This is a genomic window from Streptomyces sp. NPDC087422, assembly GCF_044744145.1.
GTDB lineage: Bacteria > Actinomycetota > Actinomycetes > Streptomycetales > Streptomycetaceae > Actinacidiphila.
The window spans coordinates 126,747-147,141 of the sequence record NZ_JBIUXT010000003.1 but is presented as its reverse complement, the minus strand read 5'-3'; the positions used below and the strand labels follow the sequence as shown (position 1 = coordinate 147,141).

Here is a 20,395-nt window from a genome sequence, read left to right as displayed (position 1 = left end):
GCGGGCCTCCCACCGCGCCGCCTCCGCCGGGGCAACCGCCCATGCCGGAAACAGCCGTTAGAGGCGGCGGCCCAGCAAGTGGGCGTCGAGGAAGCCCCGTTCGGAGGCCGGGTCGTGGACCAGGCGGGCGAGGTTGAACAGCCCCGCCCCGGCGAGGAGTTCGGCGAAGCGGTCCACCGGCCAGCTGTAGGCGGGCGAGACCTTGTGGTCGAAGCGGACCGGCTCCGGCCCTTCGGTGGCGAAGAAGGAGGCCATGAGCAGGCCGCCCGGGGCCAGGACGCGTACCTGTTCCGCGAGGAGCGCGGGCACTTCCTCCGGCGGGGTGTGGATCATCGAGTAGTGCGCCAGCACGCCGCCCAGTGCCCCGTCCTCGACCGGCAGCGCCTCCATCCGCGCCTCGTCGAACTGCAGCGCCGGATGAGCGCGCCGGGCGTGGCCGACCATGCCGGGTGAGAGGTCGAGTCCGAAGGCGTCCAGCCCCAGGTCGTGCAGCATGGCCGTCATGTGCCCCGGCCCGCAGCCGAGGTCGGCCGTCCGCACGTTCCCCGTGCCGCGCACCAACTCGGCGAAGGTGCCGAGCATGCCCCGCGCGAACGGCTGCGTCTCCAGCCGGTCGGCGAACAGCGACGCGTACAGCTCGACGACCCCGTCGTAGGCCGCCCTGGTCCCGTCCTGGTGTTCCGCCACGCGAAGGAAGCTCACACCTCCGCCACCGCCGCCGCCCCCGGGTGACAGGCCCCGCCCGGCGCTCACGGACGGCCCCGCCCGGGGCTCAGGGACGGCCCCGCCCCACCCCGTCCACCTGGACTTTTACGGGCCTGGGGCCGTTCGACTGGGCCGCTCACCACAACGGCCGAACCTGGCCCCGTCGGTCACGGTTCGTGTCCGCCGCCGGCCCGATCCTGGCGGCGGACCGCATCTGCCCAGGCCGTGGGCAGGGGGCCATCTCGCCGACCCAGCTCCCGAAGGGGAACGATGAAGCGCATTCTCTCGCTCACTCACGCCGCCTGGACCGCCGCAGCAGTGGCGGGCTCCATGGCGGTGTTCGCCCTCCCGTCCGCGTCGGCGGCGGCGTCGCCCGCCCCGTATCCCAGAGGTTCCGAGGGCCCGGTGTTCGTCCAGACGGACAACACCGCCCACAACGAGATCGTCGCCTACCACCGCGCCCCCGACGGCTCCCTCAGCCGACGCGGCACCTTCGCCACCGGTGGCAAGGGCGGTGTCCTCGACGGCTCGGTCGTCGACCACCTCGCCTCGCAGGGCTCGCTCGTCCACGACTGCGCGCACCACCTGCTCTTCGCCGTCAACGCGGGCAGCGACACCGTCACCGTCTTCTCGGTCGACGGCGAGAGGCTCCACCGCGAGCAGGTCATCACCTCCGGCGGACGTTTCCCCGTCAGCCTCACCGTCCACGACGACCGGGTCTACGTCCTCAACGCCCGCGACGGCGGCTCCGTCCAGGGCTACCGGATCGCCGGGGGCAAGAGGCTGGAGCGCGTCGGCGGGTGGAGGCGGGAGCTCCGCCTCGACACCACGACGGCGCCGGAGTTCACCCACACCCCCGGCCAGGTGTCCTTCACCCCCGACGGGTCCCGACTGATCGTCACCACGAAGGCCGGCGGCAGCAGCGTCGACGTCTTCCGCGTGAGCCCGTCCGGTGCCCCGTCCGCCCGTCCCGTCGTGAACGTGGAGAACGGGGCGGTCCCCTTCGGCTTCACCTTCGACAGCCGTGGCCGCCTGGTCGTCACCGACGCGGGGACCAACGCCGTGCTGACCTTCGCGGTCCGCGAGGACGGCCACGTCGTCCGGCTCGACAAGGCGCTCACCGGCGAGCAGGCCACCTGCTGGATCTCCCGCGCCGGGGACCGCTTCTACGCCTCCAACGCCGGCAGCAACGCGGTCTCCGGCTTCCGGCAGACCCGCCGGGCGACGCTCGAACCGCTCGGCACCACCGCGACCGGCGCGGGTTCCACGGACTCCGCCGTCACCCCCGACGAGCACTTCCTGTACGTCCAGACCGGCGGTACGGGCGGTGTCGACGCCTTCCGCGTCGAGCGGGACGGCTCGCTCCACAAGGTCGGCACCGTCATCGTCCCGGACGCCGTCGGCGGCGAGGGAATCGTCGCCCTGTAGAGGCCAGGACCGCTCGTAGAGCCTGGGACCGCCTGTAAAACCTGGCACCGGCTGTAGAGCCTGGGACCGGCTGTAAAACCTGGCACCGGCTGTGTAAAGCCCGGGACCGCCCGGAGAGTCACCGCCGGGCGGCACCCGAGCCGGAGCGCGCCGCGCGGAGCACCCCGCGCGGCGCGCGGCACGGGCCCGCCGAAGCGGCTTTTCGGCTGGCCCCACGGCGTTCTCGGCGGTGACGACCGCCCGCCGCCGCCCGGGGGGGGTCTTGACAAGGCCCGCCACCTGGCACGTACGTTCATTCCGCACCGTCAACCCGCATCACGCGGCCGAAGCGTTCTCCCGGCCGCGTCGCTGTGCCCGGCTTTCGCCGCCGGGCCGATCGGAGTCGTCGTGAAGGGATCGCGCGCCGTATCGGTCGGGGCCGCCCTCCTGCGGCCCGGCCGGACGAAGCGTCGGCACGTCGATCTGTGCCGGATCCACACCACGCTCTGTCGCTGACGATCCGCCGTCCACGACGGCTTTCTCCCCCTCTTCTCCGGGTACCGCCGCGCGTTTTCGCGCGCCTCCGCACCTCGCGGCAGCACGTCCGCACCCCGCGGCAGCACGTCCGCGCACAGGGGCGGGCACCCGCGCTGCCCGTCGGCCCGCGCCGGAGAAGACCCCGATCCTCAGCCACATGACGCACCGGTGCCGTCGCCGCCGGTGAGAAGGGACGACCTGTGAGCGCGCAGCCTCCGAGGACGCTGAAGACCGTGACCGGGGCCGGCGGTGTGTCGGAGACGTACGACCTGGCCGTCGATCCGGAGCGGTCCACCCTGGACACCGCCGTGCGGGTCGCGGCGCTCGCCGAGGCGGCGCGGATCGACGCGCTGTTCACCGCCGACCTGCTGAGCTTCGGCGCGCAGGGCGCGATCGGCTCGCAGGAGCCGCTGGTGTTCGTGTCGGCTCTGAGCCAGGTCACGTCGCGGATCGGCCTGATCGCGACCGTGTCGAGCACCTTCCACCACCCGTACAACCTGGCGCGCCTGTTCGGCACGCTCGACCACGTCAGCAACGGGCGGGCCGCGTGGAATCTGGTGACCTCCTCGCTCGGCGAGGAGAACTTCGGCCCCGGCGCGCTGCCCAGTCCCGAGGAGCGTTACGCGCGCGCCGCGGAGACGCTCGAGGTCGTCAACGCGCTGTGGGACAGCTGGAAACCGGGCGCGCTGACGCGCGGGCCGGACGGCGCGGCGGTGCTGGACCCCGCCAAGGTCCGGCCCGTCGACCACCGCGGTCCGTACTTCTCGGTGGCCGGTCCGCTGAACATCCCGCCGCTGCCGCAGCGCCGCCCGGTGCAGTTCCAGGCCGGGCAGTCCGAAGCGGGCCGGGCACTGGGCGCGCGGTACGCCGAGGTGGTGTTCACCTCGCTGCCCACGCTGGACGTCGCGCTGGACTTCACCCGCCGCATCCGCGCCCAAGCGGCGGAGTTCGGCCGCCCCGGCGGACTGCCGCTGATCTTCAGCTCCTTCCACGCCACCTACGGCGCGACGGAGGAGGAAGCGCGCCGACTGGTGCGCGAGCGGCGCGAGTCGATCGACTTCGAGCGCGGCCGGGCGCAGGTGGCCGACATGCTCGGCGGCGGCGTCGACCTCTCGGAGCTGCCCCTGGACGCGAAGCTGCCGGACAGCCTGCTGCCGGACGTCACGTCGGTGAACCGGCGGCGCGGCCGGGTCGACATCTTCGTCGGATACGCCCGACAGGGCTACACGCTGCGGGAGTTGATCGTCGCCGCGCAGGACACCGGCCACTGGGCCGCCGCGGGCACGCCGGAGCAACTGGCCGACGCGGTCGAGGAGCGCTTCCGGGCCGGAGTGCTGGACGTCATCACGCTCGGCGGCCTCGCCGACCCGCGCGAGCACGACTTCGTCGTCAACGGCCTGCTGCACGAGCTGCGCAAGCGGAAGGTCGTCGCCGAGGACTACGCCGGGAGGACGCTGCGCGAGAACTTGGGGCTCGAACTGCCCTCGTGAGACGCCCGGTTCGCCTTCCGCTCCCACCGACTGTCACCGCTTGTCACCGAATTTGACCATCTGCCACCGCCCGTCCACCCCGACGAAAGGCCCTGCCGTGCCCGTCGAATTCCTCGGTATCGCCGCCACGAACGACGGCTCCGAGACCACACCGCGCAGCGGCGCGTCCTTCGACAAGGACTACACGCTGCGACTCGCCCGCGCCCACGAGGACCACGGCTGGGACCGGGTGCTGTTCGCGTACAGCTCCGCCTCGCCGGAGCCCGGTACGGCCGCGGCGTACATCGCCGCGCGCACCGAACGCCTGGAGATCCTGCTCGCGCACCGCCCCAACGTGTCGTATCCGACCTTCGCCGCACGGGAGTTCGCGACCCTCGACGCGATCAGCGACGGCCGGCTCGCCGTGCACTTCATCACCGGGGGCAGCGACCACGAGCAGCAGCGCGAGGGCGACGTCCTGAGCAAGGACGAGCGGTACGCGCGCACCCGTGAGTACATCGAGATCGTCAAACGCGTGTGGACCGAGCACGAGGCGTTCGACCACGAGGGCGCGCACTACCGCTTCCGCGACTACGTCTCCGACGTGTTCCCGGTGCGGCAGCCGCACCCGGACGTCTCCTTCGGCGGTTCGTCGGCCGCCGCGTACGCCGCCGGTGGCGCCGTCGCCGACATCTACGCGCTGTGGGGCGAGCCGCTGGCCGAGACCGCCCAGCAGATCGAGGCGGTGAAGGCCGCCGCGCTGGCCGCGGGCCGCGGCACCCCGCCGCGTATCCAGGTCGCCTTCCGGCCGATCATCGCGCCCACCGAGGAACTGGCCTGGGAGAAGGCGCACCGCACGGTCGCCGCCATCGAGCAGCGCCGGGCGGCGGGCGCGTGGCGGCGGCGCGGCGGCGACGCCCCGCAGAACACCGGTTCGCAGCGGCTGATCGGCATCGCGGAGCAGGGCGAGCGCTACGACCGCGCGCTGTGGACCCGCACCGCGGCGGTCACCGGGGGAGCGGGCAACTCCAACGCCCTGGTCGGCACGCCGGAGACCGTCGCGCGGGCGCTGCTCGACTACATCGACCTCGGCGTCGATATCATCTCCGCGCGCGGCTACGACCTGCTGGGCGACGCCATCGACTTCGGCCGCCACGTCATTCCGCTGGTACGGGCGGAGGTCGCCCGGCGCGACGCCGAGCGGGCGGCGGGGCCGGTGCCGGCGGGGCGGTGACGGCAGGCACCGGGCGGATCGGCGGATCGGCGTACGAGCGGGACGACGTACGAGCGGGACGACGTACGAGCGGATCGGCGTACGGGTGCGCGGGCCGTACCGCTGCCCCCGCTCCCGGGGTGTGCGGGCCGTACCGCCGACCCCGCTCCCGGGGTGCGCGGGCCGTGCCGCTGACCCCGCTCCCGCCCCCTCCCGGCGCCCACCACTCAAGGAGATCGCATGGCCAGATACGAGTCGGTGCTCGACGCCATCGGCGGGACACCGTTGATCCGCCTCACCCGCGCCGCCGAAGGACTGCGCCCGCGCGTGTACGTCAAACCGGAGTGGCAGAACCCCGGCGGCAGCGTGAAGGACCGGGCGGCGCTGTCGATGCTCCGCAGGGCGGAGGCGGACGGCTCGTTGCGTCCGGGAGGCACCGTGGTGGAGGTGACCAGCGGCAACACCGGCATCGGCCTGGCGCTGGCCGCCGCCCACCTCGGCTACCGGACGGTGGTCTTCACCGGCTCCGCGACCTCGCGCGAGAAGCGGGACCAACTCGCCGCCTACGGAGCCGAGGTGCGGCTGGTCGACGCCTTCGTCCCGCGCGACCACCCGGACAGCATGCGCTCGCAGGGCACGCGCTTCGCCGCCGAGACGCCGGGCGCCTGGTTCGTCGACCAGTACGACAACCCGGCCAATCCGGCCGCCCATTACGCCACCACCGGCCCCGAGATCTGGACGGACACCGAGGGCGCGGTCACCCACTTCGTCGCCACCGTCGGCACCGGCGGCACGATCTCCGGGACCGGCCGTTACCTCAGGGAAGTGAGCGGAGGCCGGGTCCGGGTGATCGGCGCGGACCCCGTCACCTCGATGTACGCGGGCGGCGACGGCAGCCAGAAGTACATCGAGGGCGCGGGCCACTTCCTGCACCCCGAGGCCACGGCCGACGTCTGGCCGCTCGCCCTCGACTCCGCCGTGATCGACCGCTACCTCGCCGTCGGGGACCAGGACGCGATCGACGCCGTGCGGCGGCTGGCCCGTACCGAGGGCATCCTCGCGGGCGGCTCGTCGGGCGTCGCGCTCGCGGCGGCCCTGCGGGTGGCCGAACACCTCACCGAGGACGACACCGTGGTGGCCCTGCTGCCGGACTCGGGCCGGGCCTACCTGTCGACGTACTTCAACGACGACTGGCTCACCGCCAACGGCTTCCGAGGCCCGGCCCCGGCCGACGGCCCGACCGTCGGCGACCACGCCACCCCGGCGCCGGTGGTGGAGCGGGACGAGGACCCGGCCGACGCCGTACGGCGGCTCACCGCGGACGGCCTCGGCGACGACGACGTGGTGCTGGTCGCGTACCGCCGCGACCGCCGCCTGCTGGCCCCCCACCCCACCGACCTCCTCGGCTGGACCACCCCCGCCCGCCTCCGCACCGCACCGACCGTCGCCGAATCCGCCCAACCCCTCGCCCCCCGCCTCGGCGCCGCCCTCCCCCTCACCGCCCCCGCCGTCACCGACTGGCCCCCCTCCGCCGCCCCCATCGCCCCCGTCCTCACCCAAGGCCGCGCCACCCACACCGTCCCCCGGCACTCTCTGCGCACCCCATCCGAACCCGCCCCGTCATTTGATCTGAGCGGATGAGCGAGGAGTCGCCACCACAGGTGTTCTCCAACCGCTGGGCCGACGCGGCCGGTCCGAGCGGGCCCGGTCCGTCCCGCGACCGTTGCGGGTGCATCGAGCGGACCGGTACGGGACCGCAGCGGGCCGCCCCCAGTTGCCGCCGTCGCGGTAACTGCTCGGACCGGAGCCGCCTACTTCACGCGGACGTAGGTCTCCGGGCCGTTGGAGTCGATGTGGCGGCTGTCGGAGGTGAACCACACGACGACCCAGGTGCCGCTGCGAGTCGACTTGCCGCGCAGGTAGTAGGCGCCTTTGGAGTCGGTCTTCGCGCGGGTGACGTAGTGCCAGGTCTTGCTGCCCGCGGGCCGGAATTCCAGGTACGCGTAACTGCGGGAGATTCCGGACCACTTGCCGGAGGTGCTCCGCTGCTGGAGGTGGCCGCCGAAGGTGACGTAGGTGTTCTTGCGCACCGTGGTGCGGCTGGGCTTGCCGCCGGTGACGCGGGTGGGGGTGCGGTAGATCTTGACGGCCGCGCTGTAGGAGGGCGAGAAGTCCGGGGTGCCGGGGAAGTACGCCCGCCAGTAGCCGTTCGCCTGGCCGCCGTAGGTCGCGTAGGTCATGAACTCGTCGCCGGGGAGGCCCTGGCGGCCGATCCGGGTGGTGCCGACGGTGTGCCAGGACTTGCCGTTGGACGAGTACTGGATCGTCATGGAGTGCGTGTTGTTCGCGAACTCCGATCCGTACAGGTCGAGATGGCCGTCGATCACCGCCTCGCCGTACTCGTCCTCGCTGACGCGGAACGGGGTGACGCGGCTGGGCGTCGGGATGTGCACGTGGACCGGCGTCGTGCTGTTGTCGGTGGGCAGGAGGAAGGGGTCGTAGTTCCAGTAGTTGCAGAAGTAGTACGAGCCCGCGGTGCCGGTCGTGACGGTGAAGGTGCCGTCGGCCCTGGTCCTGGCCGTGGCGTCGAAGTACGCCGGTCCCTGGGTGTAGATCTTCTGGCCCGGCGTGCCCACCCACGCGGACCCGGCCTTCCGCTCGTACACGCCCGTGATCGTGGTCCGGCCGCCCCGGGGGACGTTGACGTCGGTCTTGCTCAGGACGCGGATCCGGGTGGTCTCCGCCTTCGCCGGCACGGTGAGCGGGGTCTGGTCGCTGCCGTCGAGGAAGTACGGGTAGCCCGCGGTGGCGGTGCCGTCGGCGCCCGCCGTCCGGTAGGTGACGTCGCCCTTCACCGTGACCGGCGCGCTGACCCGCCCGTCCGCCCGCGCGGTGGCGACGGCGACCGTATCCACACCGCCCCCGAGGTCCGGGTTGGTCAGGTCGACCGACACACCGGCCGGGTCGAGCGCCGCGCCCGTGCTGGGGTCGGTGACGGTGACCGGGGCCGAGACGGCGTACGAGCGGTGCTCGTAGTCCACCGAGCCGCGGTCGGCCGAGAGCTTCCCGACGGACACCTGCGCCGCGTACGTGAACTGGCCCGCGTCCGGGAAGTGTTCGACCTCTCCCCGGCTGTCCGTGATGTCCACGGAGATGTCGTAGACGCCCATCGCGGGAAGGGCGATGCGCTGCGCCGCCGTCCGGTCGTTGTCGAGGTACGGACTGGTCACGAAGGCCGATGTCGTACCGGCGTCCGGCGCGTCCGCGGGCGCACCGTGCGGACGGTAGTGCGCGGTGATGCCCGCGACCGCCGAGGTGTCGCTGTACACGGACACCGAGAGTTTCCAGTGGTCGGACCAGGAGTTGCCGACTCTGTACACCTGGAAGCGGTGCGGGGGCGGGGTGGTCTCGGCCGGGTCGGGCGTCCCGCTCCCTGACGGCTCCGGACTCGCGGTGTCCGTGGGCGTGGGTGTGGGCGCGTCCGTGGGCGGGTCCGTAGGCGCAGGCGGGTCCGTGGGCGTGTCGCCGACGGTGCCGGTGGGCGTGGTGGTGCCGGTGGGCGTGCCGGTCGCGGTGGCGGTCGGCGTGTCCGTCGGACCGGGGCTCGCCGCGCCGGACGGGCTCGCGGTGGCACCCGGCACCGCGTCGTACGGCGCCGCCGTCCCGGAGTCGGCGGCGGTCGCCGGAAGCGCGAGCGCGGCCGTCAGCAGTGCGCCGGCCGTCACGGCAGGCAGAAGAGCGCGAAGTCTCACTCGGTGTATCCCCCCAAGGAAAACGAGTACCCCTGCCGCCCGCGCCATCCCGGCGCCGATAGCGGACATGTACGGGTCAGCCAATCCTAGAGCCGGCCCCCGGCACCGCCGCGCACTGGGTCCGGGGCACGCCGATGACGGCGGGCGCGACGCATCTGCACATCAGCGCCGCGTACCCGGTGTACGGACAGATCATGGTGCAGGCGCAGTTGGTGGACGGTGCGACCGGCAAGGACATCGCGGGCTCCTCCACCAACCGCTCGACGAGCGACCTGATCGTGAATCAGCCGTATTTCAAGCCCAGTTGGACCGATGGGGGCGTCACCTCGTACAGCGCGAGCCCGCAGATCGCCACCGGGGCGCCGCACGCCGTGACCGAGCGGCTGAACATCCGGATCGTCTGGTTGAGCCCGGCGTCCGCGCATACGACGAGCACCCAAGTGGTCTTTACGGCAGCCCAGATCGCCGCAGCCGGATACACGCCCGAGCAGCTCGAGAACGCCGTTACGGTCCGGTTCAGCGCCGACGGACAGAACTATGCGGGCAGGCTCGTCGGCACGATCGAGGTCCGCGACCCGCAAGGGTGGCAGTGCGTCGGCGCCACGCAGACCCTGCGCCCCACTGCCGACGTGCGACCCGCGGAACTCGTCCCCAGCGTCTTCGGGCGGGACGCCAAAGGCGATCTGTGGCTCATCCCCGGTGCCAGGGGGCCCGTTCGTCCGCGTACTACGACGCCCGCAGTCTGGTCGGCCCCGGCTGGAACACCTACACCCGCCTCCTCGGCACCGGCGACCTCCGCCTCGACGGCCACGACGACCTCATCGCCACCGGTCGCACCGGCCTCTGGTACTACGAAGGCACCGGCAACCCCGCCGCCCCCTTCAAGCCCCGCCTCAAGATCAGCGACGGGTGGCAGGCGTACAACTCCCTGCTCTGACCCGCCCTTTAGCCGCTGAACGGGGGTGCGGACGGGGCGATGGCGACGTCGGCGGGGAGTTCCGCGCCGACCGCTTGGCCAGGGTGCCGATCCGGTCGGCTCGCCCGGGTATACGGGTCCTACCGGCCTCGGGCCTGTTCCATGTTGGCCCGGTGAGGACGGGAGAGCCAGTCCGCGTGCGGCCCCAGGCGCGCGTCGACCGGGTCGTCTCCTCGCCGGAGCGCGTCGATGTAGGCACGCTCGGCGGCGAAGCGGGCCGCCACCTCGCGGCCTTCGGCAACGGAGCCGTGGCCCGGGACCACGACGTCGGCCTGCCCGGCAGCCTCGGCCAGCCGGTCGAGAGCGCTTTCGTAGGCTCCCACCTGATCGTCCTGGCGAGCGTCGAAGAGCGGGATCAGGACGTCGGAGAGCATGTCGCCGACGAGCAGGACGCCGCGGTCCGCCAGCAGGACCGAGGCGTGGCCGACAGCGTGCGCCTGGTGCTCGATGACCTGGCCCGGCACCGCTCCGCCGTCGGCGGGCAGCGGGGTGACGAGCGCGACGAGGTCGAGGGGCACGCCGGACGCGCTCTCCGCAGCCATCGCCTGCGCCCGCTCCCGGGCCTGACCGGCAACGTCGGCGGCGGCGGTGGTCGCGTAGCGCGGCACATCGCCGAACCGGGAATGCCACAGCAGATGGTCCCAGTGCGGATGAGTGCAGAACCCGGCCACCACCGGAATGCCGAGCCCGTCCACATCATCGGCGAGCTGGTCCAACTCGGAACCGTCGATGCCGGGATCGATCAGGACCAGCCCGTCCTCGCCGCGCACCACGATCGAATTGGACCAGACCCAGTCGCTCTGCCGCACCCAGACACCGTCGGCCACCTGCTTCAGCTTGCCCATCTCTGCTCCCATCGCTTGCCTGCACCACTGAGACTGCTGCCCGCGGCCGAACTCATCGCTCCCATCGCCGCCCGCCGCGACGGATTCAGCGCGGATGGCCCCAGCTCCTTGACCTGGCGCTTATCAAAGGAGCGGACTGCTTCTCGTCCTGGCCGACCGCCGCGCCGGTCATGCGCCGTACGGCGAAGCTCGGGATCGGCGAGGACGGCACGGTCGTCAGCAGGACGGACTTCGTCTGGGGCGGTACGTACGCGACTGGCCGAGCAGATCGTCTCCACCGGCTACGGCTACGGCCACGGCTCCGGCTCCGGCTACGGCTACGGCACGGTCGCCGTCACGGCCTGGGACGCCCTGCCCGGCAGTCATCGACCGGTCGGCCAGACCGAGCGTGTTCAGGGACTCGACGGCGCGGCGCGGCTGCGCGGCACCGGTGAGCCCTGGCCGCTGGAAATGCGTCGCGCTCACGCACGCCGGGTCACCGGTCACGTATGGCTGCACGTCCTCGACGACGCGGCCACCGAAGAGGCACGCTCGGCCACATGCCGACCGACCACCAGCCGGAGGCCGCCGCCACGGCCGTCGCCGAATGGGGCGCCCGCGAATGCGGCTTTCCGCCCCCAACCGTCGAAGTGACCTTCCACCGGGAGGGACCGGCGGCGGAGGGGCCGGCGTTCAGAACGCGTATCTGACCCGTAGCCAAGGGGCGTGCGTCGCGATCAGCTCCCGGAGCCGGACGACGGCGCCGTGCTTGACATCGCGCGCGTAGCGGACATTGAGCGCGCCGTTCTCCGAGCGTTTGACCTCCTGGGCGTCCGGCTGCCACAGGAGGTCCTCCGCGCGCGGGTGCCAGCCGAGGTTGACCTCGTGCAACTGCTGGTTGTGGGTCAGCAGGATGACCTCGGCGGCAGCCTGCCGCTTCACCCGGACGGGCAGGACATCGTCGAGGTGGGCGAGCAGATCGGCCCAGTCCCGCTGCCAGCCGGGCCGCAGTACGACCGGTGAGAGGTTGAAGTGGACCTCGTAGCCGGCGTCGAGGAAGTCCGCGGCCGCGGCGACGCGTTCCGCGACCGGGCTGGTGCGGATGTCCAACAGGCGCGAGTCGCGTTCGGGCATCAGCGAGAAACGCACCCGGGTACGGCCCCGCGGGTCCAGCGCCAGGAGGTCGGGGTTGACGAACTTCGTGGCGAATGACGCCTTGGCGGTGGGCAGGGCGCGGAAAGCGGCGATGAAGTCGGCGGTGTTGTCGCAGACCAGGGCATCGACCGAGCAGTCGCCGTTCTCGCCGATGTCGTAGACCCACGAGTGGGCGTCGCACTGGTTCGGCTCTCGCTTGGGGCCCTGCGTCCGCACATGCCGCCTGACGTGGGCGATGATCGCCTCGACGTTGGTGAACAGCGTGATCGGGTTGGAGTATCCCTTGCGGCGCGGTACATAGCAGTAGGCGCAGGCCATCGCGCACCCGTTGGAGGCGCCGGGGGCGATCCAGTCGGCTGATCTGCCGTTGGGGCGCGTCTCCAGGGTGCGCTTCACGCCCAGGACGAGTGTCTCTGTCTTGACGCGCACCCAGCGGGAGACGTTTCCCTCGTTGCCGTGCAGGGAGGGGATGCGCCAGTGGCTCGCCACCTCGGTGACGGGGACGCCGGGGAGCCGCGCCATGATCTGCCGGCCACGCGGGGAGGCGAGCGCGGCCGGCTCGGCGTACACCTGCCGTACGTCCAGCATTCGTCGGGCCTGCGGGCTGTCCCGGAATCCGCCGTCGTCGGGCGGGGCGGCGGACGGTGTGTCCTCCCACCCGAAGAGGGTCTGCTGCTCGGGAGCGCCGGGAGCGCCGGGAGCGCCGGGAGGGCCGGGAGGGCCGGGAGCGCCGGGAGGGCCGGGAGGGCCGGGAGGGCCGGCCGTATCGGGCCGGTGCGGCAGGTCCGGCCGGTGGTGGGACGAGTCGGCCGGGGGCTGTGGCACGGCGCTCCTCCTGCCCTCGGCCTGATCCGTATCCGTATCCGTATCCGTATCCGTATCCGTATCCGTGTCGGCCGTTCGAACGGTACGCGCGGGGGCGGGCCCGCGCCGCATGTGGTCGGCGGCGCGTCCGGCGGACATCGCGGCGGACATCGCGGCGGACGGACACGTCCGAGCCTACGGGCCCGAGTCCAGGGGCGGTCGTCAGGGCCGAGCCCGGCGGGGCGGAGAGGAGCGACCCGGTGGCGTACGTCTCGGCCCTCCGGAGTCCGGTCGCGCCGGAGTGTCGGCGCGCAGGACCCGCGCGGAGGCTGGCAGCATCGGCCGAAGGGACGGCCCCGCCGCGCGGAGCACCCGGGCGCCGCGAGAGGAGACCCCCATGGAACCGCGACCGCACTGGCTGTTCGGCGACCAGCTCGGCCCCCACTTCCTCGATCCCCGGCACGGCGGCCCCGACGCACAGGCGCCGGTGATCATGATCGAGGCCCGTTCGGTGCTGCGCCGCCGCCGGTTCCACCGCGCCAAGGCGCATCTGGTGCTGTCCGCGATGCGGCACCGCGCGGCCGAACTGGGCGACCGGGTGACGTACGTACGCGCCGAGACGTATACGGAGGCGCTGGCCCAGGTGCCGGGCGGCGGCAGGGACCGGCTCACGGTCTGCCACCCCACCTCGCGCGCCGCGCTGGCCCTGGTCACGTCGCTGGAGCGGGTGGACGTGCTGCCCGCGAAGGGCTTCCTGGTGCCTCGGGCCGAATTCGCGGAGTGGGCCGGACGCCGAGACGGTCGCAGCCTGCGGATGGAGGGCTTCTACCGCTGGGTGCGCGAGCGGCACGACCTCCTCATGGACGGGGACGGGCCGGCGGGCGGCCGGTGGAATCTCGACCACGACAACCGTGAGCCGCCGCCGCGCGGCCGGGACACCCTGACGGTGGCCGGTCCCTCGCGGCCGGAGGAGGACGAGATCGACGACGAGGTCCGCCACGACCTCGACCGGTGGGAGCGCGACGGCCAGGTGTCCTTCGTCGGACGCGACAGCCCCCGGCTCTTCCCCGCCACCCGCCGCGAAGCCCTGTCGGCGCTGCGCCGCTTTCTCTCGCACCGGCTGCCGGACTTCGGACGGTACGAGGACGCCATGCTGGCCGCCGATCCGGTGATGAGCCACAGCCTGCTGTCCGCACCGCTCAACCTCGGACTCCTCGACCCGGCCGAGTGCGTCGAGCGGGCCGAGGCCGCGTACCGCGCGGGTGACGCGCCGCTCAACAGCGTCGAGGGCTTCGTCCGGCAGATCGCCGGCTGGCGGGAGTACGTATGGCAGGTGTACTGGCACTTCGGCGAGGACTACCGGCACCGCAACGCGCTGCGCCACCACGCCCCGCTCCCCGACTGGTTCCTCGAACTGGACGCCGACGCCGTCACCGCCAACTGCCTGTCCACCGTCCTCGCCCAGGTCCGGGACACCGGCTGGACCCACCACATCCCCCGGCTCATGGTGCTCGGCAGCCGCGCCCTCCAGGACGGCTGGGATCCGGCGGCCGTCACCGACTGGTTCCACCGCTGCTTCGTCGACGGTTACGACTGGGTCATGCTGCCCAACGTCGTCGGCATGTCGCAGTACGCCGACGGCGGCCTGATGACCACCAAGCCGTACACCTCCGGCGGCGCGTACCTCCACAGGATGAGCGACCTGTGCGGGCCGTGCGCCTACCGCCCCACCGACCGCGTCGGCGACCACGCCTGCCCCTACAGCACCGGCTACTGGGCCTTCCTCCACCGCCACCGGGCCCGGCTGTCCGCCAATCACCGCACGGCCCGCGCCGTCCAGGGCCTCGACCGGCTCAAAGACCTTCCCGAACTCCTGGACCAAGCCGCCGCCCGCGGCCCCCAGGCCCCGTGACCCCCCGGCCCCCTCCGGCGGCTCGACGGACCCGACACCTCACGTGCGGCAGGTCCGCCCCGGACAGCCAGGGCCGAGGTGATGCCGATGAGAACGGCGCCCGGTCCGGCGAGCACGGTGGAGAGGGCGCCGCCGACGGACCGTACCGTCTGGCCGCCACGCGCGAGGTGCGCGGTTTCCCGGGCCCGTCGCCAGGCGCGCCGGGTCCCTTCCGCTGTGGATCGGCCCCGGCGGACACGACAGCCGGAACGGCAAGCGAGCGGCGACCGGCACCTGCTCCGCGGCCGACCGAGCGGACTCCGCGGCACCGGTCTCTGTCGGTGTACGGGTGCTGCCCCGCAGCGACGCCGAGGCCGCGGGCGTCAACGGCGTTCTGCTCTCCCTGACCTGGTATTACGACGACGGACCGCTGACGCTCGCCAACGAGCGGACCTGGAACCAGTTCCGCGGCTTCCAGGGCATGAAGGTCACCACCGGCAACGCGCCCGACCCGGTGACCGAGAGCGACTACACGTACTTCCGCGGCATGGACGGTGACACCCTGCCGAACAAGGGCACCCGCTCGGCCACGATCACCGACTCGCGCGGCGACCCCGCGGTCACCGATCTCGACCAGTACGCCGGCATGGCGTACGAAACCGTCCAGTACGACGGCGCCGGCAGCGGCAAGGTGATCACCGACACCGTCACCGACCCGTGGACCTCGGCCTCCCGGGCGACCCACAGCCTGGGCGACACGCTGCCCGCCCAGAACTCCTATCTCACCGGTCAGAGCAGGGAACGCGTCTACACCCCCTACTCCGACGGCCGAACCGGCGAGACCGAGACCGACTACACCCACGACTCGTACGGCCGGGTCACCAGGACCGACGACCTCGGTGACGTGACCACGGCGGCCGACGACCAGTGCGTCACCACGACATACGCCGACAGCACCAGTGCCTGGATCCTCGACGCCCCGGACGAGAACACCACCGTCGCCGTCAAGTGCGCCACGACGCCCGTCCTCCCACGCGACTCCGTCTCCGACACCCGTACCTACTACGACGGTTCAACCGCCTTCGGCACGGCGCCGACGGCGGGCTCCGTGACCATGAAGCAGAACGCCGCCTCGTACAGCGGCTCCACGCCGTCGTTCGTCACCATGTCCAGCAGCACCGTCGACGAATACGGCCGGACGCTGAAACGACCACGGACCACGACTTCACGGCCCTGACGATCGCGCCGTCGAAGCCGGCGGCCGCGGCGAAGTCGGCGTCGGGGGCGGCCCGGAAGACCGCGGCGGTGGCCGTCCTCACCACCACCTGGCACCACCCCTTCTGGAACGTCACCACCTCCCAGTGGACCGACGCCTCCCACCTCACCCCCGGCACCCACCTCCGCCAGTCGGACGGCACCACCGCCGTCGTCACCGCGGTCCGCAATTACCACACGACGGCAGTGACGTACGACCTCACGGTCGCGAACCTGCACTCGTACTATGTACTCGCCGGTAGCACGCCGGTGCTGGTGCACAATTGCAACGGGACAATCGACCCGAGCTTGGTGAGGTTTTCGCAGGATACTGTCAGCCCACGTTTCGGCAGTGGAGAGACGATTGAGCAGACGGCGGCCGGTTTGCGATCTGGATATAGCAAGCCAGAAGATCTTCCCACGGTGAGACTTCAGTACAAGGATGGAAATCTCTTCTCGTTGGACAATCGGCGGCTCGTTGCATTTCAGAAGGCTGGGATTCAGATGCCGTTCCGGATGGCGACTCCCGAAGAAATCGCAGGGGAGGCGTGGAAGTTCACCACTAAAAATGACGGGGCGTCGATCTTGATTCAGCACTTCGACCCAGTGGAGTGGCCGTGAACTGGCCGGACCCAGCATTGAACGTAATCAACACGCGCGAGGATCTCGCCAAATACCTGCAAGGTCTGGCAATCCTTCTGCGCGATGGAAAATTGGAACTGCAGAATCCATCCACCTCGGACTTTGTGGACGCCTCCGCGCGTTGGACTAAATCGATGGACGGATTCTTTAAGAATGTCATCGGCGAGCCGGTTCCTGAGGTGCCCGACTGGGCGTTGATTGCAGCAATCTTTCGTGCGGCAGTCGTGTACGAGTAGAACGCGTTCGAGACTGTCAAGATAGTACTGAGCGGAATTGCAGCGGCCCCACTGGTTTTTTCCAGTGGGGCCGCTGAGGGTCTCTGACGGCAGTAGTTGACGGCAACGTCAGCGGACGGGTGCTGCACAAGTGGGTGGTTCGTCGCTGTCGTCGCATCCAGCGGCGGGCTGGGCGGGGTGGCGGAGGGCGTTGCCGAGGAGGTCGATGGCGTCGCGCTGGAGGCGGAGCCGGACGTGGGCGTATACCGTGGCGGTCACCCCGATGTGGGCATGACCGAGGAGCTCCTTGATCACGACGAGTTCGACGCCCTGCTCCAGGAGGAGGGTGGCTGCTGAGTGTCGGAGGTCGTGGAACCTGATGCGTCGCAGGGCGGCTCGGCGAAGGAGGGCGTTGAAGTGGCGGGTGAGGGTGGTGCCCTCGATCGGGCTGCCGTCGGGCCGGGTGAAGACGTAGCCGCTCGCCTTCCAGCCCGCCCCTGCCGCTTCGCGCTCCTGGCGCTGCCGGTCGCGGTGCTGTTCGAGGGAGTGCAGGCATTCGGTGGGTAGGGCGATGCGCCGTTCCGAGCTCTGGGTCTTGGTCGGCAGTGCGGTCAGGCCGCCGGAGTTGGTGCGCTGCAAGGTGCGGCGGATGCTGGCGGTTCCGCCAGCAAGGTCGAGGTCTTCCCAGCGCAGGCCGAGGAGTTCGCCCTTGCGCAGTCCGGTGTGCAGGGCGAGTTCGAACAGTGCGCTGAGTCGGCGTCCGTCGACGGCGGCGAGGAACGCTCGGGCTTCCTCTGTGGTGAGGGGTTCGAAGCGGCGGGGTCGGGGTGTGCCCATGCGGACGTTGCGGGCGACGTTGCGGGGGATCTCCTCTTCGCGGACGGCGTGCTCCAGGGCGGACTTGAGCACGGAGTGCACGTAGGCCAGCGTCAGCGGGGAGAGCCGCTTGCGGCAGCAGGTCCCGGCCGCGCAGCACTGGGGCTGGTCGCGGGCGGTGTCCAGGCCGCGTGTGCAGCACTTGCAGGTGGTGCGGAGGTGGTCGAGCCAGGTGCGGACGTCCTTGGCGGTGAGCTTGGCGAGCTTCCTCCTGCCGAGACCGGGGATGACGTACAGGCGCACGCAGGCGGTGTAGCGGGTGTGGGTGTTCTCCCGGAGCCGGTGGACCGCGACGGTCTCCAGCCAGTAGGTGAGGAACGCCCCTACGCTGCCCTGCGCCGAGGGGGCGGCGATGCCGCGGTTGCTGGTGGCGACCTTCTCCGTCAGCAGAGCCAGCGCCTCCTTCCTCGTGCTCCCGTAGACGTGGATGCGCTTGCGGGTGTCGCCTGCGGCGAGGACGTATCCGGCGGCTTCCCAGCGGCCGTCCTTGCGCTGGTAGACGGTGCCGTCGCCGTTAGGTGCTGCTGGTGGAGGTGGTGTTGGTGTTGGGGTTGGTCATCAGGCTGCCTGTTCGAGTTGGTGGTGGACGAGGGCGTCAAGGGCGTGGGTGGGGATGCGGCGGGCGCGGCCGATGGTGAGGGAGGCGAGCTGGCGGGTGCGGATGAGGTCGTAGACGGTGGAGCGGCTGATCTTCAGGCGCGCCATGACCTCGGGCACGGTGAGGAGCTCGGCGTCGGCGGTCACCCGGTCACCGCACTCCGGACAGGGGCGGTCAGCGGGGCGCCGGAGTGACCGGCCCGGTCACCGGGGCGTCGCGCCTGCCGGGGGCGGGCAGCTTGCTCAGGTAGGGGCTTCGGGGCAGCGCCCAGGAGGTCGGCGAGGTGGGCGAGTTCGGGCAGGAGGCCGCTGCCGGTGTACTGCCAGTGCGAGATCACCAGGGTGGTGTCCGTGCCGGCGCGTCGCCCGCTCTGCGCGTGGTGACCGCTGGGGTGACCGGCGTCGGGGTCGGTGTGACCGGCGGTCAGGTAAGCGCGGTCACTGCGCTGGTCAGTGACCGGCCCGCCCTCACCTGCCCGCTCCTGGGCATCGTTTTGGCGGGTGCGCCAGGCGCTGCGATCGGCTCGGAGCTGGGTGAGAGTGGTGGAGTAGTGGCGGGTGCGGGTGGAGAAGTGGCCTCGGAATCCGAGCATGTGGGCCCACTGCCGCAGGCGCAGGTAGGCATGCCGGAGCTGGGCTCCGAGGTGCCAGGCGGTGTGGATCATGCGGCGCGCATGGTCGGTGAGGTCGTGCTGGGCGAGTTCGGCCAGGAACCGCAGTTAGCGGTCGAGGGTGCCGGTGGTGGTCTCGGCTCCCTTGGTGGCGTACTTGGCGATATAGGCGGCGACGTGCCGGTCGGTGGGGGTTCCGTCGCCGGTGAAGTCGGTACTGCGGATCGCCCGGACGTCGATCTGCTGCCCGAATCGGAACACCGAAGGCTCCGAACCCTGTGCCAGGTCGGCCCTCCCTGCCTGGGAGGGCCGTTGAGGCTGAACGCGGCTGCGCTTTGCGGCGGCGCGGACGGCGTGGTCGAGGAGCCCGGTGGTGGCCCAGGCGGGTGGGGTGCTGGTGGGGCCGGTGGGTCCGTCGATGCGGATGACGGTGTGGAAGTGGATCTGGCCGCGCTTCTGGTACTCGGCGACCTTGGCGTAGGACAGGGTCGCGTGGTGGCGCAGGGTGCGCTGGGTGAGTCCGGCGGCGTGGGCGATCTCGCGCCGGAGGTGGGTGGTGAAGCGGGCCCACAGGGCGGGGGCGTGGGCGTTCCACAGCACCGCCCCGGTGTAGTCGTACCGCTGCGGGTCTAGCGGCGTGCCGAGCAGCGGGTCGCCGTCGGTGTGCCGGGTGCCGCAGGTGCACGGGGACGCGCCGGGTTGGTTGTGGACGGGGCCGAAGCCGGGGGCGGTGAGGGTGGCGAAGACGCGTGGGTGGGTGGAGACGGTGGCCGGGACGGCCTTGCCGCCGCGTAGTCCGGCGGCGATGAGCTGGTAGGTGTCGTAGCGGTAGACGTGCGAACAGGAGGGGCAGCGGGTGGCGCGGCGGTTGCCGCAGCGCAGCAGGAGTTCCCCGGCTGGGAGGCGGCGAGTGTCGAGGTGGTCGAGGATCTGGCCGGTGGCGGCGTCCAGACGGGTGCGGTGCCCGGTCATCCGGATCGGGCGGGCGCAGCCGCCCAGCGAGCCGATCTGCCGGGCCAGGGGTGCGAGGTGTCCGGCGGCGGCGAGCTTGGCCAGCCTGGCGGTCAGCCGCGCCCGGCGTTCCAGCGCCGAGTTCCTGTTCGCTGACGTGTCGGGGCTGGTGGTGCGCGCCGGTGCGGCGAACGCCGTGCTGGCGGGAGTGAAGGTGGTTGCGGGGGTGGGGAGTTGGAGCTGTGCGGGCATGGGGACAGACCTCCGGCAGGAGTCGGGAGAAGAGGAGAGGCGATTGAGGGGCGACCCGGGTGGTCGGCGCACGTGGGTGCGGTGCGCGTATGGCGGGCGCGGATGGTGGGCCGGGGACGTCTGGCCTGGTCAGCGGTGCTGTTCTGCGGCGGTGCGTGAAGGTAGCATCGCTTCAAGCGCGCATTCAAGTACATCCCTCCTCATCTGTTTCGGTGGTCGGTGGGGACGCGGGTACTGTGGCCCCGGTCTTCCGTTTTGGACGGG

15 protein-coding genes and 2 pseudogenes are annotated in these 20,395 nt (G+C 71.7%); 9 read left to right on the top strand and 8 right to left on the bottom strand.

Annotated elements, in window-relative coordinates:
* Positions 1–57: 57 nt before the first annotated feature.
* Positions 58–687 (bottom strand): class I SAM-dependent methyltransferase, encoded by a 630-nt coding sequence (locus ACIO6U_RS10345; protein WP_401717386.1) that lies wholly within the window; start codon positions 685–687, stop codon positions 58–60.
* A 288-nt stretch (positions 688–975) separates the two neighbouring features.
* Between ACIO6U_RS10345 and ACIO6U_RS10340 the strand changes: the two genes are divergently transcribed.
* The 4 genes from ACIO6U_RS10340 to ACIO6U_RS10325 all read left to right on the top strand — a co-directional run bounded on the left by ACIO6U_RS10340 (position 976) and on the right by ACIO6U_RS10325 (position 6,972).
* On the top strand, positions 976–2,133 hold the full coding sequence (locus ACIO6U_RS10340; protein WP_401717383.1) for a lactonase family protein: 1,158 nt from the start codon (positions 976–978) through the stop codon (positions 2,131–2,133).
* 716 nt (positions 2,134–2,849) lie between these two features.
* Positions 2,850–4,139, top strand: coding sequence for an NtaA/DmoA family FMN-dependent monooxygenase (locus tag ACIO6U_RS10335; RefSeq protein ID WP_401717380.1), 1,290 nt, complete (start codon positions 2,850–2,852; stop codon positions 4,137–4,139).
* 97 nt (positions 4,140–4,236) lie between these two features.
* Positions 4,237–5,352 (top strand): LLM class flavin-dependent oxidoreductase, encoded by a 1,116-nt coding sequence (locus ACIO6U_RS10330; protein WP_401717377.1) that lies wholly within the window; start codon positions 4,237–4,239, stop codon positions 5,350–5,352.
* 219 nt (positions 5,353–5,571) lie between these two features.
* Entirely contained in the window at positions 5,572–6,972 is a 1,401-nt protein-coding gene (locus ACIO6U_RS10325) for a PLP-dependent cysteine synthase family protein (protein ID WP_401717374.1), read from the top strand.
* A 170-nt stretch (positions 6,973–7,142) separates the two neighbouring features.
* Here ACIO6U_RS10325 and ACIO6U_RS10320 read toward each other — a convergent pair whose 3' ends face one another.
* Complete coding sequence (locus tag ACIO6U_RS10320) at positions 7,143–9,056, bottom strand: hypothetical protein (protein ID WP_401717371.1); 1,914 nt, start codon at positions 9,054–9,056, stop codon at positions 7,143–7,145.
* 310 nt (positions 9,057–9,366) lie between these two features.
* Positions 9,367–9,519 carry a hypothetical protein gene (locus tag ACIO6U_RS10315; protein ID WP_401717368.1) on the bottom strand — a complete coding sequence of 51 codons (153 nt, stop codon included), beginning with the start codon at positions 9,517–9,519 and terminating at the stop codon, positions 9,367–9,369.
* Positions 9,520–9,768: 249 nt separating this feature from the next.
* Between ACIO6U_RS10315 and ACIO6U_RS10310 the strand changes: the two genes are divergently transcribed.
* Positions 9,769–10,020, top strand: coding sequence for a hypothetical protein (locus ACIO6U_RS10310; protein WP_401717365.1), 252 nt, complete (start codon positions 9,769–9,771; stop codon positions 10,018–10,020).
* 119 nt (positions 10,021–10,139) lie between these two features.
* Here the strand turns inward: ACIO6U_RS10310 and ACIO6U_RS10305 are convergent, their stop codons facing one another.
* Together ACIO6U_RS10305 and ACIO6U_RS10300 are read right to left on the bottom strand one after the other, a co-directional pair.
* Entirely contained in the window at positions 10,140–10,904 is a 765-nt protein-coding gene (locus tag ACIO6U_RS10305; protein ID WP_401717362.1) for an MBL fold metallo-hydrolase, read from the bottom strand.
* 672 nt (positions 10,905–11,576) lie between these two features.
* Positions 11,577–12,863 carry a spore photoproduct lyase family protein gene (locus ACIO6U_RS10300; protein WP_401717359.1) on the bottom strand — a complete coding sequence of 429 codons (1,287 nt, stop codon included), beginning with the start codon at positions 12,861–12,863 and terminating at the stop codon, positions 11,577–11,579.
* Between the two features lie 376 nt (positions 12,864–13,239).
* Between ACIO6U_RS10300 and ACIO6U_RS10295 the strand changes: the two genes are divergently transcribed.
* The 4 genes from ACIO6U_RS10295 to ACIO6U_RS10280 all read left to right on the top strand — a co-directional run bounded on the left by ACIO6U_RS10295 (position 13,240) and on the right by ACIO6U_RS10280 (position 16,865).
* On the top strand, positions 13,240–14,754 hold the full coding sequence (locus ACIO6U_RS10295) for a cryptochrome/photolyase family protein (protein WP_401717356.1): 1,515 nt from the start codon (positions 13,240–13,242) through the stop codon (positions 14,752–14,754).
* Positions 14,755–15,082: 328 nt separating this feature from the next.
* Positions 15,083–15,970 (top strand): hypothetical protein, encoded by an 888-nt coding sequence (locus ACIO6U_RS10290; protein WP_401717353.1) that lies wholly within the window; start codon positions 15,083–15,085, stop codon positions 15,968–15,970.
* Between the two features lie 68 nt (positions 15,971–16,038).
* On the top strand, positions 16,039–16,608 hold the full coding sequence (locus ACIO6U_RS10285) for a polymorphic toxin-type HINT domain-containing protein (protein ID WP_401717350.1): 570 nt from the start codon (positions 16,039–16,041) through the stop codon (positions 16,606–16,608).
* Positions 16,605–16,865, top strand: a complete 261-nt coding sequence (locus tag ACIO6U_RS10280; protein WP_401309746.1) for a hypothetical protein — start codon at positions 16,605–16,607, stop codon at positions 16,863–16,865. Before ACIO6U_RS10285 ends, ACIO6U_RS10280 begins: the two co-directional genes overlap by 4 nt.
* Before the next feature lie 108 nt (positions 16,866–16,973).
* Here ACIO6U_RS10280 and ACIO6U_RS10275 read toward each other — a convergent pair.
* The 3 genes and pseudogenes from ACIO6U_RS10275 to ACIO6U_RS10265 form a co-directional block, all read right to left on the bottom strand.
* A pseudogene (locus ACIO6U_RS10275) lies at positions 16,974–18,272 on the bottom strand (tyrosine-type recombinase/integrase); the annotation flags it as partial.
* Positions 18,273–18,278: 6 nt separating this feature from the next.
* Positions 18,279–18,464, bottom strand: a complete 186-nt coding sequence (locus ACIO6U_RS10270) for a helix-turn-helix domain-containing protein (protein WP_391041612.1) — start codon at positions 18,462–18,464, stop codon at positions 18,279–18,281.
* Positions 18,461–20,131: pseudogene (locus ACIO6U_RS10265) on the bottom strand (replication initiator). The gene ACIO6U_RS10270 and the pseudogene ACIO6U_RS10265 overlap by 4 nt, the downstream one beginning before the upstream one ends.
* Positions 20,132–20,395: the final 264 nt, after the last annotated feature.